The organism is Coriobacteriia bacterium (genome assembly GCA_013334745.1).
Taxonomy (GTDB): Bacteria; Actinomycetota; Coriobacteriia; order Anaerosomatales; family JAAXUF01; genus JAAXWY01.
This window is the reverse complement of the sequence record JAAXWY010000057.1, coordinates 1-13,610: the sequence shown is the minus strand read 5'-3', so window position 1 is coordinate 13,610 and position 13,610 is coordinate 1. Positions and strand designations below refer to the sequence as shown.

The 13,610-nt window shown below is 65.4% G+C and carries 10 protein-coding genes and 1 riboswitch; of the genes, 9 read left to right on the top strand and 1 reads right to left on the bottom strand.

The genetic code is table 11. From position 1 onward, the window contains the following. Window positions 1–511, top strand: a 511-nt coding sequence (locus HGB10_11000; protein NTU72327.1) for a glycosyltransferase family 4 protein, incomplete at its 5' end; no start/stop codon positions are given. Between the two features lie 15 nt (window positions 512–526). On the opposite strand, the gene HGB10_10995 is transcribed toward HGB10_11000, so the two are convergent. After that, on the bottom strand, window positions 527–1,984 hold the full coding sequence (locus HGB10_10995; GenBank protein NTU72326.1) for a glycosyltransferase family 4 protein: 1,458 nt from the start codon (window positions 1,982–1,984) through the stop codon (window positions 527–529). A 161-nt stretch (window positions 1,985–2,145) separates the two neighbouring features. Here HGB10_10995 and HGB10_10990 point away from each other — a divergent pair, with 161 nt between their 5' ends. The 8 genes from HGB10_10990 to HGB10_10955 form a co-directional block, all read left to right on the top strand. Continuing rightward, window positions 2,146–3,531, top strand: coding sequence for a hypothetical protein (locus tag HGB10_10990; protein NTU72325.1), 1,386 nt, complete (start codon window positions 2,146–2,148; stop codon window positions 3,529–3,531). A 6-nt stretch (window positions 3,532–3,537) separates the two neighbouring features. Further along, window positions 3,538–4,995 (top strand): MBOAT family protein, encoded by a 1,458-nt coding sequence (locus tag HGB10_10985; GenBank protein ID NTU72324.1) that lies wholly within the window; start codon window positions 3,538–3,540, stop codon window positions 4,993–4,995. Window positions 4,996–4,997: 2 nt separating this feature from the next. Continuing rightward, entirely contained in the window at window positions 4,998–6,047 is a 1,050-nt protein-coding gene (locus HGB10_10980) for a hypothetical protein (GenBank protein NTU72323.1), read from the top strand. A gap of 48 nt (window positions 6,048–6,095) precedes the next feature. Next, window positions 6,096–7,037 carry an NAD-dependent epimerase/dehydratase family protein gene (locus HGB10_10975; GenBank protein ID NTU72322.1) on the top strand — a complete coding sequence of 314 codons (942 nt, stop codon included), beginning with the start codon at window positions 6,096–6,098 and terminating at the stop codon, window positions 7,035–7,037. 9 nt (window positions 7,038–7,046) lie between these two features. Next, window positions 7,047–9,404: a hypothetical protein gene (locus HGB10_10970; GenBank protein NTU72321.1), complete on the top strand. Its 2,358-nt coding sequence runs from the start codon at window positions 7,047–7,049 to the stop codon at window positions 9,402–9,404. Next, window positions 9,401–10,951 (top strand): MBOAT family protein, encoded by a 1,551-nt coding sequence (locus HGB10_10965; GenBank protein ID NTU72320.1) that lies wholly within the window; start codon window positions 9,401–9,403, stop codon window positions 10,949–10,951. Before HGB10_10970 ends, HGB10_10965 begins: the two co-directional genes overlap by 4 nt. Window positions 10,952–10,959: 8 nt before the next feature. Beyond that, entirely contained in the window at window positions 10,960–11,991 is a 1,032-nt protein-coding gene (locus tag HGB10_10960; protein ID NTU72319.1) for a hypothetical protein, read from the top strand. Window positions 11,992–12,125: 134 nt separating this feature from the next. Then, window positions 12,126–12,212, top strand: a riboswitch (cyclic di-GMP riboswitch). Window positions 12,213–12,325: 113 nt separating this feature from the next. Then, window positions 12,326–13,610, top strand: a 1,285-nt coding sequence (locus tag HGB10_10955) for a fibronectin type III domain-containing protein (GenBank protein ID NTU72318.1), incomplete at its 3' end; no start/stop codon positions are given.

The following is a 13,610-nucleotide window of genomic DNA, read 5'->3' as shown; positions in this document are numbered from 1 at the left end:
CGAGACCGGCGCACGCGCTCTGGAGCGTGTGCGCGGCGCGCGTGCCGCCGACGCTGCCGCGGCACTGGGGCAGACGGCCGCAACGACGCGCGCGCAGCGATCCGGGACGGCCGCTGCCCCCGTTGAAGCGAGCGCGTTCGTCGTCGCAATCGATCCGGAATCTGCTGCCGACGTCGCGCTCATCGAGCATGCACTCGCCGCTGTGCGCAGCCAGGACGCTGTCGCATCCGCGACCCGCCCGCTCTCAGCCGGCGTGCCGGATCTCGCGGGAGCCGCCGGCGTTGTGGTGGTCGGCACCACGCAGGCCGCCGATGAGGTCGCCTGGGTCGTCGCCGCGAGGGCAGCGGGGTGCCCAGTGATCGCGGTGGACCCCTCGCGGGCAGCAGGGGAGTTGCTCGGAGATGGAGCGCATGGCCTTGTGATCACCGATCGCGACCCGCGCTCGGTAGCAGAAGCGATCCTCGCTGTGGCGTGGGACGCTGATCTTCGCGCACGCCTGACGGCTCGCTAGGCGCGCACCCTCGCGCTACTCCGGCGGACGCAGTCCAACCGCGCGCAGGACACGCATGATCGCCATCTTGAGCGCGACGACGCGCGTGTGGCCGGTCTGGGCGTAGCGCAGCCAGTGCAGGAATCGCGAGCCGGTCGTGCGCACGACCGTCTTGGCGCGATGCCACACGGCGCGCACCGGGATCGAGACTTCGAACGCCGCGTTCAGCCCACGCCACACAGCCTGCGAGTGCTCGGCGCGAGCATCGCCCTCTGTGAGAGGGTGTCGCAGCGAGAGCTCGGCGCAGAAGTCGACGATACGGTTCGCGACCACAGGTGACGCGAGCAGCCCTTCGGCGACGCGCTTACCGGTGGCACCGACCTGCTCGGCGAGTGAAGAGTCGGTCAGTGCGAGGGCCAGCGCCTCGGCGAATGCATCGCAGTCATCGGGCGGTACGAGAAACGCGCTCTCGCGGTCGGTGAGGTAGTTGGGGATGTCGCCCACGCGGGTGACGACGACCGGTCGTCCGCTCGCGAGGTACTCACCGAGTTTGTTGGGGAAGCCTGCCGTCGAGAACTCGCCGCTGGCGCGCGGGAGCACGAGCACGTGTGCGTGCGCGAGCGTCTCGGGCACCTGGGTGGGCACGATCGGCTGCTCGAGGACCACGTTGTCGGCGATGCCCATCGACTCGATGGCGGCGGCGAGTTCGGCTCGGCGCTCGGGCAGGGCGTCGCCAAAGATCCGCAACCGGTAACCGGGAACGCGGGCGGCGACGATCTGCGAGATCTCGAGGAGGTACTCGATCTCTTTGTGTTGCAGGTTGCCCAGGTAGATCGCGGTGCTGGGCTCGGGTGTCGCGGGGGTCTCAAACGCGCTCATGCGCACCACGTTGGGGTGAACCGCGATACGCTCGCGCTCCATGCCCCGCTCGTGCCAGTAGTCGCCCAGGAAGTCGGAGAGCACCCAGACGCCGTCGGCTTCGAGCGCGGTGGCGCGGATGTAGTCGTCCTTGGTGTTCTGGTCGATCCACGAACCGCTCATCGCCTCGCACGACTGCACGACGACGCGCCAGCCGTGGCGGCGCGCGACCCGAAGCGATACCGACAACACAGGGAAGGCGATGGGGTAGACCACGAGCGTGAGGTCATCGCCTCGGGCGAACGACTTGAGTTCGCGCTCAAGCAGCAGTTCGTAGTACCAGTCCGGATACGCCGAGTTCTGGCCGCCACCGCGTGGCACCGTCTCGCCCAGAATGCCGGCGCGCGCCGCGTCCCACGTGTCGGCCATCTTGGGAGCGGGTGCGTCGAGCCAGGGAGCGACCGCCTCGTGCCCCGCGAGCGGGCCTGCGTTCCACGCCACGTCCCACGGCACCGCGCCGACGATTCGCACCCGCACGCCGATACGCTCGCAGCCATCGGCGAACGCGGTCACGAAAGCGGTGGACGCCATCGTGTGCTGTACGCCGAGATGTCGGGTGATGATCGCGACTTTCACGCGCTCGCTCGCAATTCGTGTCTGGTGACGCGGGCGGCTGCGGCCACGCAACTCGCACGCCTTTCGGGTGGTGACGGTATCATAGGCGAGCTGTCGTCGCAGTTGATTGGAGTCACGGGTTGGCGCGCGTGCTTGTGGTCTACCACAGAGCGGCTGGAGGCATGTGGCGTTCCACCTATGCCAGCCACCTCTCGAGCTTCGAGCGCTACTCGGACCACGACGTCTTCTACCTGAACACGGCGTGGCCCACGGCGCCCGGCTACCTCAAGCGACTCGACTACGACCTCGTCATCTTCCACTACACGTTTCTCGCCGTGCGCTGGGTGCCCGAGGAGTTCGACGAGCACCTGCGCCGCATCGCCTTTCTCGCGAACAAGCGCTGCCCTAAGGCGCTCGTGCCTCATGACGAGCAGATCCACGCCAATTCGCTCGTGCGCGTCGTCAACGAGCTCGGCGTGACGCACGTCTTCTCGCCAGCATCCGCTCACGTCTGGGCGCAGATCTACGAGGGTGCCGATACGCTCGACTCCCTCGAGTTTCGGACCGTGCTCACCGGCTACGTCGATGCCGAGACGGTCGCTGCAACGGAGAAGCGCGCCGCCACACACCCCACGCGCCACACAGACGTGGGCTACCGTTCGTGGGACGCGTTTCCCAACTTCGGCCGCCACGGCCAGCTCAAGGGCGACGTGGGCCGCCGTTTCGCCGAGCACGCGCCCGAGTACGGGCTCGTCACCGACATCTCGAGCAGCCGGGCCGATGCGCTTCTCGGCGACAGTTGGTTCGACTTCCTGCTCGACTGCCGATACACCATCGGCGTGGAGGGCGGCTCGAGCATCCTGGATCGCGACGGCTCGATCGCCGCACGCACGCGCGAGTTCGTGGCCAGGCACCCGGACGCGGGATTCGACGAGGTCGAAACCGCGTGCTTCCCGGGTATCGACGGAAGCTTCGAGTACCGGCTGCTCGGGCCGCGCCATCTCGAGGCGGCGATGACACGCACCTGCCAGGTGCTCATCGAGGGCGAGTACGGCGGTGCGCTTACGGCGGGCGAGCACTACATCCCGCTCGCGGCTGACTTCAGCAACCTCGATGAGGTGCTCGCGATGATGAAAGCCGACGACGTGCGCGCCGAGATGGTCGAGCGCGCGTATCGCGACGTGATCGCGTCGGGCCGTTGGAGCTATGAGACGTTCGCGCGCGAGCTGCTCGCGACGTGCCTCGCGGGTACGCCGGCGGGCGAGGGCGCAGGCGCGCGCGGGCCCGCGTTCTGGCTCGGGTGGAACCGGGCTGGCGTCGATCGCGTGCCTGCAGCCGTCGAGCGCACGTGGCTGCGCATCCGCGGTCGCGCTCGCCGCAAGATATCGGTACGCGACATCGCTGTGCTGGCGATAGGCGAGGAGCGGCTGTGGCGCACGATCGTGGGGTCGCGCAACCTCGCGCGCAAGCTCACCGGCAAGTCACCGCTTGCGGTGGGGGATTACGTCCCCACCGAGGCTGAGGCAGCGCGACGCGCGGCGCGCGCTGCGAAGCGCGGGCAGGGGTAGCGCGAGGTGCTCTTCAACACCTATACCTTCGTGCTGCTCTTCCTGCCGGTCGTGCTCGGCTTGCTGGCGCTCTTCCGAATCGAGAAGCTGCGTTGGGCGATCGTCCCGTTTCTCGGGCTCGCGTCGCTCGCGTTCTATGCGTACTGGGACATCCGGTATGTGCCGATCCTGCTGGGCTCGATCGTCTTCAACTTCGCGGTGGGCCGAGCGCTCACCGGTGCGGGAGAGGATGCGGGCAAGCGCCGCGCACTCCTGATCGCGGGCATTGCTCTCGACCTGATTCTCCTGGGCTACTTCAAGTACGTCGGGTTCTTCGTAGGCAACGTCAACGCGGTGCTCGGCACCTCGCTGCCGGTCTTCTCGACGATGCTTCCGCTGGGCATCTCGTTCTTCACGTTCACGCAGATCGAGTACCTCGTCGACGCATCCCGAGGCAAGGCCGAGCGCTACTCGTTCACCGACTACCTGCTGTTCGTGTCGTTCTTCCCGCACCTCATCGCCGGTCCGATCCTGCGCCACGACGACGTGATCCCGCAGTTCGGCGACGAGTTGCGACGCTGGTCCGACACGGCGTTTGCGACGGGGTGTCTGTTCTTCGCCGTGGGGCTGTTCAAGAAGGTGATGATCGCCGACATGCTCGCGCCGTGGGCCGACTACGCGTTCGCGAACATCGCCGGTCTCGGGACGCTGTCCGCATGGCTCGGAGCGTTGTCGTACACGATGCAGCTCTACTTCGACTTCTCCGGCTACTCGGACATGGCGGTGGGCCTGGCGTTCATGCTCAACGTCCGCATCCCCGTGAACTTCGATTCGCCGTACAAGTCGGCCTCGATCGTCGAGTTCTGGCGGCGCTGGCACATCACGCTCTCGCGGTTCCTGCGCGAGTACCTCTACTTCCCGCTCGGCGGTAACCGCAAGGGCCCCACCCGGACCACGGTGAACCTGATCCTCACGTTCCTGCTGGGTGGCTTGTGGCACGGTGCCGGATGGACGTTCATCGCATGGGGCGGCTGGCACGGCGTGCTGCTCGCGCTCAACCACGCGTGGCGCCGAGCAGGTCGCACGCTGCCCCGGTTCATCGGGCTGCCGATCACGTTCCTCGCGGTGGTAGCGGGATGGGTGCTGTTCCGAGCGCCGTCGATGGCGGCCGCACTCGACTACTTCGCAGCGATGGTCGGTCGCCACGCGTACCCGTGGCCGGAGCAGTCGCAGGCACTTTCGGCGTGGCTTCCGGTGCTCACCGGCTTCACCAAGTTGGGTGCGACCTGGACGCCTGCGACGATCGTGCAGGTTCCGATTCTCGCCGCCCTGCTCGTGTTCGTGCTGGTGCTGCCCAACACCCAGGAGCTCGCCGAGCGCATGAAGGCACGCCCGCTGTGGGCTGCGTTCATCGTGGTGGCGTTCATCGTTCCGTTCCTCTACATGGGGGGTCGTGTGACGCACTTCCTCTACTACCAGTTCTAGCCATGAGCCGACCCGGGTACAGGCGGTTCAACATCGCGGTCCTGCTCATCGCAGGCACGCTGGTCGCTGCCCTCGCGGCGCTCAACATCGCCGTCGACCCGTATTCGATGTGGCGAGTGCCGCTCAAGCAGGGCTTCAACGCCGCCAAGCCCAACCGGTTCAATCAGGATCGGCTGCGCGTGGCCCGCGACATCCTTAGCCGCGACCCCGACACCATCATGCTTGGGAAGTCGACCGCGCAGTCGTACTCGGCGGGGCAGGTGCAGGCGGTCACGGAAGGCCGGGCGCTTAACGCGGCGATGGCGATGGCGGGCATCGACGAGGCGCGCGACAACCTCAAGCTGGCGATCGCATCCGGCACCAAGCTCAAGCGGGCGATTCTCATCGTCGACCTGTTCGAGTTCAGCGAGCGTCAGGCGACATCGGTTCTCAAGGTGAGGCAGCCGTGGACTCGTGCTCGGGTGCTCGAGGGTTGGATGACGGCGACGCTCTCGGAGTCCGCGACGCGTGCGAGCTTCGCCACGCTTGCCGCGGGCAGGAAGGCCGGCGTGGCGGGCACCGGCAAGACGCGCTCGCAGACGTTCGAGGGCAATCTCACCGAGCTGCTCAAGGATCCCAGCATCTACCTGCCGTTCACGATGGTCGACCGGCCCTATGAGGACCTTCAAAACATGGTCAATATCGCGCGGGAGAACGACATCGAACTCGTCGTCATCGTGAACCCCATCCACGTCCGGCTGCTCGAGGGGTTGCGCGACCGCGGACTGGGTGACGAGTACGTCACGTGGATGCGACGTCTGACACAGATCACACCGGTGTGGGATTTCTCGGGCTACAACGCGGTGACAACCGAGCCTGTCACCGACGAGATGGTCTACTACTCGGACCCCCTGCACCCCACGTACAAGACATCGGGAATCGTGCTGTCGCGTATCTTCGGCACGCCCGAGGTTGCCGGGTTCGGCACGCTCGTCACGAGCAAGACCGTTGATGCGCACATCGCCAAGGACATTCGGATCGGCGCGTCAGCCGAGACGACTCAGGTACCATAGCGACTGCGTGTTCGCGCGCTCACTCGCATATCTGACAGGAGCACATCCATGAAGGCACTCGTCACCGGCGGAGCCGGGTTCATCGGAAGCAATCTCGTTGAGCTGCTGCTCGCCGAAGGCCACGAGGTCGTCATCCTCGACGACCTGTCCTCCGGCTACGCCGAGAACCTCAATCCGGGCGCGACGTTCATCGACGGCGATGTGTCTGCCGAAGGCGCCGCCGACAAGGCCGCCGCCGGCTGTCAGGTCATCTTCCACCTCGCCGCGAGCGTGGGTAACACGCGCTCTATCGACAACCCCGTGCGCGACTCCGAGATCAACGTCATCGGAACCCTGCGCGTGCTCGAGGCAGCGCGCGTGCATGGCATCCAGCGTGTGGTCGCGTCGTCATCGGCAGGGATCTTTGGGGAGCTCAAGACGCTTCCCATCGCCGAGGATCATCCTCAGGACCCCGACTCTCCCTACGGCGTGAGCAAGCTCGCCGAGGAGAAGATGTGCCTCGTTTACAACAAGCTCTACGGCATGAAGAACGTGTGCCTGCGCTACTTCAACGTTTACGGCGTTCGCCAGCGTTTCGATGCGTACGGCAACGTGATCCCGATCTTCGCCGAGCGCATGCTGCGCCGCGAACAGGTCACCATCTATGGCGATGGCGAGCAGACCCGCGACTTCGTGCATGTTTCCGATGTCGCGCAGGCCAACTACCGTGCCGGCATCTCGCCGGAAGCCGCCGGCTCGTTCAATCTCGGCAGCGCCACGCGCATCTCCATTAACGACCTCGCCGACATGATGGCCGAGGTCACGGGGGAGGACGTTGAGATCGTGCACGGTGACCCGCGTCCGGGTGACGTGCGTGACAGCCTCGCCGAAATCGCCGCCGCGCGCGCAGCCTTCGGCTTCGAGCCGATGGCCGACATCCGAGACGGAATCACCGCCTACATCGAATGGCTGCGCGGCGATCCGGTGACCGCGGCTCGCTGGGCAGGCTGATAGGTGCCGGTGAGCCCTGACGACCGCAAGCCGCTGTCTCGGCTTCGCAGCGCCCTGCAGTCGCTGAATGCGCCCGCCAGCATCGCTCTGGCCGTCACGCTCAGTGTGGTGTCCTTGGTTGTCGTCAAGAGCATTTCAGTCCCCGACATCCCGCTGACGATCGAGGTGGTCAGTAGTACGCCACTCTCCGGCGAAGTGCGATACCAGGGGGTCACCCCCTTAACGATGCGGGGCTCGCGGCCCATCATGCCGGAGCAGGTCACGCAGATCGGGGCACCGAGCCGCGTGGTCACGGTCACCGTCGTGCCAACTGGGGGCAAGAACCAGGGCTCGAAGGGCATAGAAGTGTGGGTCCTAGGGGTCGATTCTGACCTGACCTCGATCGGTCCGAGCGGACTAGCGACGATCGCGCGCCCTGAGGGTTGGACCTACAGCCAGAATGCTCTGGCAAACTCGGCGGCGGGGGACCAAGCGCTTGAGCTTCCCATACAGGCCTCCGGCCAGGTCGATATTGCGCTTCTGCGATTCCCCTGGGCCGGAAACGCGCGCATCGGCCTGAGCCCGCCGACTCGAGAGGTGAGCCTCTACGGGCCGGGCAGTGAGCGCGCGGTATTCCGGATACCCGTCCCACCCGAGGAACCCGTGCTGCAACGAGCTGTCGTCCGCATTCCTGCTTCGACGACCCGTGTCGGGCTACGGCTCCCGGGCCCTGCGGAGTATCGACTGAAGCGGGCTTGGATTGGCGGCGAGGGGATAGGCCTGTCCTCGAAAGCACCTATCGAGGACCTGATGTCATCCGCCCCGGCAGACGCATCCAGCGTGCGCATGTCCGGCGCGACGACCGACTCGGTCCACGTTGAGAGTGAAGAAGCAGAGGCCGAACTGCTGAGCCTTCGGATTCCGCCGTACTGGGTTCCCACATCCATTGATCTCGCATTTCTGTTGGGCATGGCGACGCTCGTGTGGCTTGCCATCGCCGCCTTTGCCCAAGACGGGCGGCTGGGTGATCGACTGGCAGGCCACCTGCCTGCAATTCTGGCGATGATGCTCGCGGCGATCACCTTCCGCGTCGCCGTCAACCTGTACGCCACCCCGGCGATGTTTGCCGACTCGTTGGCGTATGCTGCCGCAGCCCGGCGGCTGTTCCTGCATGGGGTGTTCAGCACGGGGATCAGTACGGCCATGTCTGCGGGTGCGGATGCTTGGCAGATGCCCGGCTACGCTGTCTTCCTCGTACCCTTCAATCTCCTAGCCTCGCGCGATGCGAACATCGTCACCGCCGTCAACGCGATGCACCCCTTGCTGCTCGCCATGCAGTATCTTCTTGCGGTCATGACCGCTGGGGTCACGGCAGAGTGCGCCGACCGGGTTGCCGGGAAGGCTCTCGCGGCCGTCGCTGGAGTGCTGGCGGCTCTGTACCTGCCGCTGGCATGGGCGTCATCTGTCGCACTGATGGAGACGCTCGCGGCCTTCGTTCTCGGCCTGCTGACGCTGTCGGCCGTCTCGATGGTGGATAGCGAGTCTCGGCTTCGTGCCAGGGACGTGTTTGCTTTCGGCCTGCTCGGCGGGGTTCTTGTGATGCTGAGGCCGATCTACGTGCTCTGGTTGCCGATTCCGGTGATATGGCTGGCGATACGGCGATTCGGGGACTGGCGAGCGATCGCTCGCTGTACGCTGTGGGCGTTGCTCGGATTCCTGATGATCATGGGCCCGTGGTGGGCGCGCAATGCGATGCTCTATCACCGGTTCGTCCCGCTCAGCACGAGCCTGGGAATCAGCCGTGCTGCAGAGATGAGCACGACCCTCACTCGCGAGGAGCAGTCAGTGTTCGATGCGGACAAGGCGAGTGGCGGTGACGGATATGAGGCGGTCGCCGACTTCCGACTCAAGCGCGCCTTAACTACCGATCCGCTCGGCTACGTGATGGGCCGAGTCGAGAAGGCCCGAATCGTCATCGTGGATCCATATGTTGCCGAGAGCCAGGTGTATTCCATGTGGGACCGACGGAATCGCTACTCCGTCATCTCCTTCGGGCCGCCCGAGGAAGCACCTTCACCCGCGTTTGCGCTCGCACAGGAGTGGACGCAGCCGTATCACGTACTTCTGCTGCTGCTGGCACTGGTCGGTGGAGTGTTCTCGTTCCGGTGGCCAAAGTTGCTGCTCATCGCGAGTGTGCCGATCTATACCGCGGTGCTGTACGCGGCGACGCTGTTTGTGGACCGCTACTTCTTCACGGCGATGCCTGCTGTGATCATTCTGGCCGCGGGCGGTTTGGTCGGTTGCGGGACTTCGAGCGTTCAGCTGTGGCGTGCGCTGCGACGTCGTATGTCTGATCGATCCCGCGCCGTTGGTGGTGCGACTGCGTGAGCACGTCTCCGGCGGACTACCTGGGAGCGCTGGCAGGCATCGTCCAGTTCACCACCTGGATATACCTCGTGCTGCTTGCGCTTGCGGTGATCAGCTACTTCGCGCTGCCGGGTGTCCGCACCCGCACTGCGTGGCTGCTGTTCCTAAGCCTCGGCTTCTACGGGCTGATCGAGCCGAAGCGCACGGCCGTTCTGCTTGTGATGACCGGCATCGCGTACGGAGCAGGCCTGCTCATCGGACGGGGAGACCGTGCTGACGACGACCCCGATGCGACCCTGACGCTGCGCCAAGCGGCCTTGGGTGGCACCGTGGTGCTGCTCGTGGCCGGGCTTGCGCTCTTCAAGTACGCGGCGCAGCTATCGGCGGGGGGCGTCGCGCTGCTCGGCGGGTTCGGCGACGGTATGGCAGCGATCCTCTCGGCCCTCATCATGCCGGTCGGCATGTCGTTCTGGACGTTCCAGACCATCGCGTACGTGGTCGACGTATATCGCGGCGATACCAAGCCGGAACGCAACCCGTTCCTGTTCCTGCTTGCGGTCTCGTTCTTCCCTGTGGTGACCTCGGGGCCGATTACCAAGGTCCAGGCACTCACCGAGCAGCTACGTGTCCGGCATCGCTTCGACTACGCCCAGATGAACTCGGGGCTGCTGCTCATCGGCCGGGGGTTCTTCAAGAAGCTGATCGTCGCAGACCGGCTCGCACCGTTCGTGAACTCGGTCTACTCCTCGCCGCGGTCGCATAGCGCGAGCACGGACGGACTGCTGCTCTTTGTTGCATCGGTGTTCTTCGCGATTCAGCTCTACATGGACTTCTCGGGCTACACCGATATCGTGCGCGGCTCCGCTCGGCTGTTCGGCGTCGAACTGCCGATCAACTTCCGCGCGCCGTACTTCGCACGCAGCGTGCGCGACTTTTGGCGCCGTTGGCACATCACGCTCATGAACTGGCTGCGCGACTACGTCTACATACCGCTCGGCGGCAGCCGAGTGGGCTCGGCGAGACGCTACTTCAACCTGCTCGTGGTGTTCGCTGTCTCGGGTTTGTGGCACGGCACCGGTTGGCAGTATCTCGCGTGGGGTCTGCTCAACGGCTTCTACATGGTCGCCGGTGGCCTGCTCGAGCCGGTGAACACCAAAGTGACATCCATCCTGCGCATCGACCGTGATTCGTTGGCGCATCGCGTCTTCCAGACGACGCTCACGTTCACGCTGGTGACCATCGCGTGGGTGTTCTTCCGAGCCCAGACTCTCGGTGATGCGCTCTACATCGTGGCGCGCATGTTCTCGCCTACGTTGTGGATCTTCAACAACGGCACCCTGCTGAAGCAGGGGCTGGGTGCGACGGAGATAGCGATCGCCGTCATCGGAACTGCCGTCGTGTTCCTAGCCGAGTGGCTCTCGCTCAGGCACGACATGCTCGGGGCCGTGAGGCGTCAGCCGTTGCTGTATCGCTGGGCGCTGTACTATGCGCTCATCTTCGTGGTGCTGGTGTTCGGTGCGTACGGCGGTGCGTACAACGCAGCCAACTTCCTCTACTTCAAGTACTAGGTGTGTGAATGAGCCTGCCTACGGCAAACAACGGAGTTCGCCTCGTCGCCCGCTCGGCGCTGTTCATGGCCGGGGTCTTTGCGATGCTCTGGGCGCTCACATGGTTGCTGACCCCGTCGAACGGCACGATCGACCCGTGGCCGGCGGTCCGGCAACTCAAGGATCAGGTCGATGTGATCGTGCTTGGCTCGTCGCACGCCCACTGCACCGTGTCGCCTCTGGAATTGTGGCGCGAGAACGGCATCACGGCGACCGACGTGTCGGGCGGGGGACAGGTGATCTCGGCGACGCTGGCGTCCCTCAAGACGGCACTGCGCTATCAGAAGCCCAAGGTCGTCATGCTCGAGGTACACATGGTGGGCGGCCGGACGGCGTTCGAGGACCTTCCACGCGCCCACACCAACCTGGACTACATTCCACTTGGGATACCGCGACTGGTTTCGATCGCGGATTCAGTCCCCGCCACCGCATGGCCCGAGTTCGTGATGCCGCTCCAGGCCTACCACAGCCGATGGCCTCAACTGACCCGCTACGACTTCTATCCCCTCAAGCGTTCGTCGCTCGCGTACGCCCGCGGTGGCATCAATCTGCCTCAGATCGAACCGCTGAGCGGCGAGACCACGAAGACGGCGGTGGTGCTGGCCGACTACGAGAAGGATCTCGTGCTAGTACGCGAGCTCGCGGACGTGTGCGAGCGCAGCGGCGCCCGACTCGTGTTGTTCTCCGCTCCGACGTACTCCGAGCAGTTCGTGGGTGATCGGTTGCTGCTCGACAGGCTGCAGGCCGACCTCTCGGCCGATCATCCCGAGGTGGACTACCTGAACATGAACGGGATGCGCGATGAAGCGAAGCTCGACCCCAAGACCGACTACAAGGACGCCCACCACCTCAACTTCTGGGGAGCAGCCAAGGCGTCAACGTGGCTCGCACGCTACCTTCGGGATGAGTACGACCTGCCCGACAATCGGTCGGCGCCCTACGCCGCACGATGGGACGCCGATCTGGCGCAGTATCAGAGTGTCTTCGGGAAGTGGTACTAGCCGCACTTCACCGCCGGAGCGCGACCCTGAGACCTGCCGCACGCGGTCTCCACAGGTTCTCCGAATCTGATGTGACGTCCGTCACTTCGCCGCAGTCTGAAGTTTGCTTGCGCGGCTGGTGGCGGCTACTCTGTCTGAACTTGGGAGGCAATGATCCGGCGTCATGATTCGGTCACCTAGTGTGACGTCGGGGAGCCAGTGGTGAGACCGGCCCGGTGAAGGAACGTGTGGGTGGTTGCGCCGTACGATGCGGTGTTTTCGCCCCTTCGTTGGCCTCTTGCCAGGGCGGTTCCCTTCTCCGGGTTGTACTCACCCGACAGAAGGGGATTCACATATGGGTGGGCTCGGGGGAGCTTCGGCTCGCGTTCGACGGATCGCGTCGTACGCACTTTTCGCGTTTTCGGTGATTCTCGCTCTGGTGTTCGCGGCCCCCGTCTTCGCAGGCGACGGCACGCTCGTCGACGCCGGCTTCGAGGCCGGTACCGACGCAGCCGCACTGTCCACCCCGCCGTGGATCAACGTCGGCACCACGCTGCGTCGCGAGTACGACAACACGCGCGCAGCGGCAGGCACGCAGTCGGCCTGGATCCAAGGACCGGCATCGGCGTCCTTCGCCGGTGTCGCCGAGTCACAGAGCGCCTCCATGACAGCCGACGGCTCAGAGATCCGCTTCTGGCTGTACCAAGAAACCACGACCACCCCCCGCCGCTTCTACGACAACATCGCAGCCGGTGGCACGTACGGTTCCCACCTCGTGCTCCTGGCCGCCGACGGCACCATCCAGGTCAACATGGCCAAGGCCGCACTGCCTGCCGGCTACGCACTGGGCTACAACGTCGTCGGCACACAGAGCACCGGATGGACCCAGTACCGCATCACCCATGACTTTTCGAACCAGACCATCACACTGTCGACGCGCAAGAACAGCTCAGATGCCTGGACGGGCCTGAAGAGCGCGACTGCCGCCACCTACGACATCCCCATGCGCGGGTCTGCCACCGTCACCCGCACGGGCGGTCTGGCCTTCTCCGCCTCGACCTCGGGCAACTTCTGGCTCGACGAGCTCCGCTACGATGCCGCCGGTATCACCGACCCGGTTCCCGACACCACACCGCCAACAAGCCCCGCCGCCGGTATCGCAGCCGACGTGGCCGCTGACCAGGGCGGCGCACTGAGTCTGTCCTGGACCCCCGCCACCGACAACATCGGTGTGACCGGCTACAAGCTCTACCGCGGCATCTCGGCAGGCACCTACGACTCGGTGACCACCACCACGCTGACCGCAGCGAACCTCTCAGGCCTTCTCACCGACACGCGCTACTACTTCGCCGTGTCCGCCCTGGACGCCGCCGGTAACGAGGGCGAGAAGTCACCCGAGTTCTCAGCCGTTCCCACAGACGACATCGCACCCGCCATCCCCGCAGGTCTTTCCGGCTCCGCCCAAGGTGCCAACCGCGTGAGCGTCTCGTGGTCGGCCAACGCCGAGTCCGATCTGGCCGGCTACGACGTCTACCGCGACGGGGTCAAGATCAACGGGGCCCTTGTGACGGGCACCTCCTACCTCGACTCAGGCCTTGCCACCTCCACCGCGTACGCCTACTCGGTCTGTGCGCGCGATG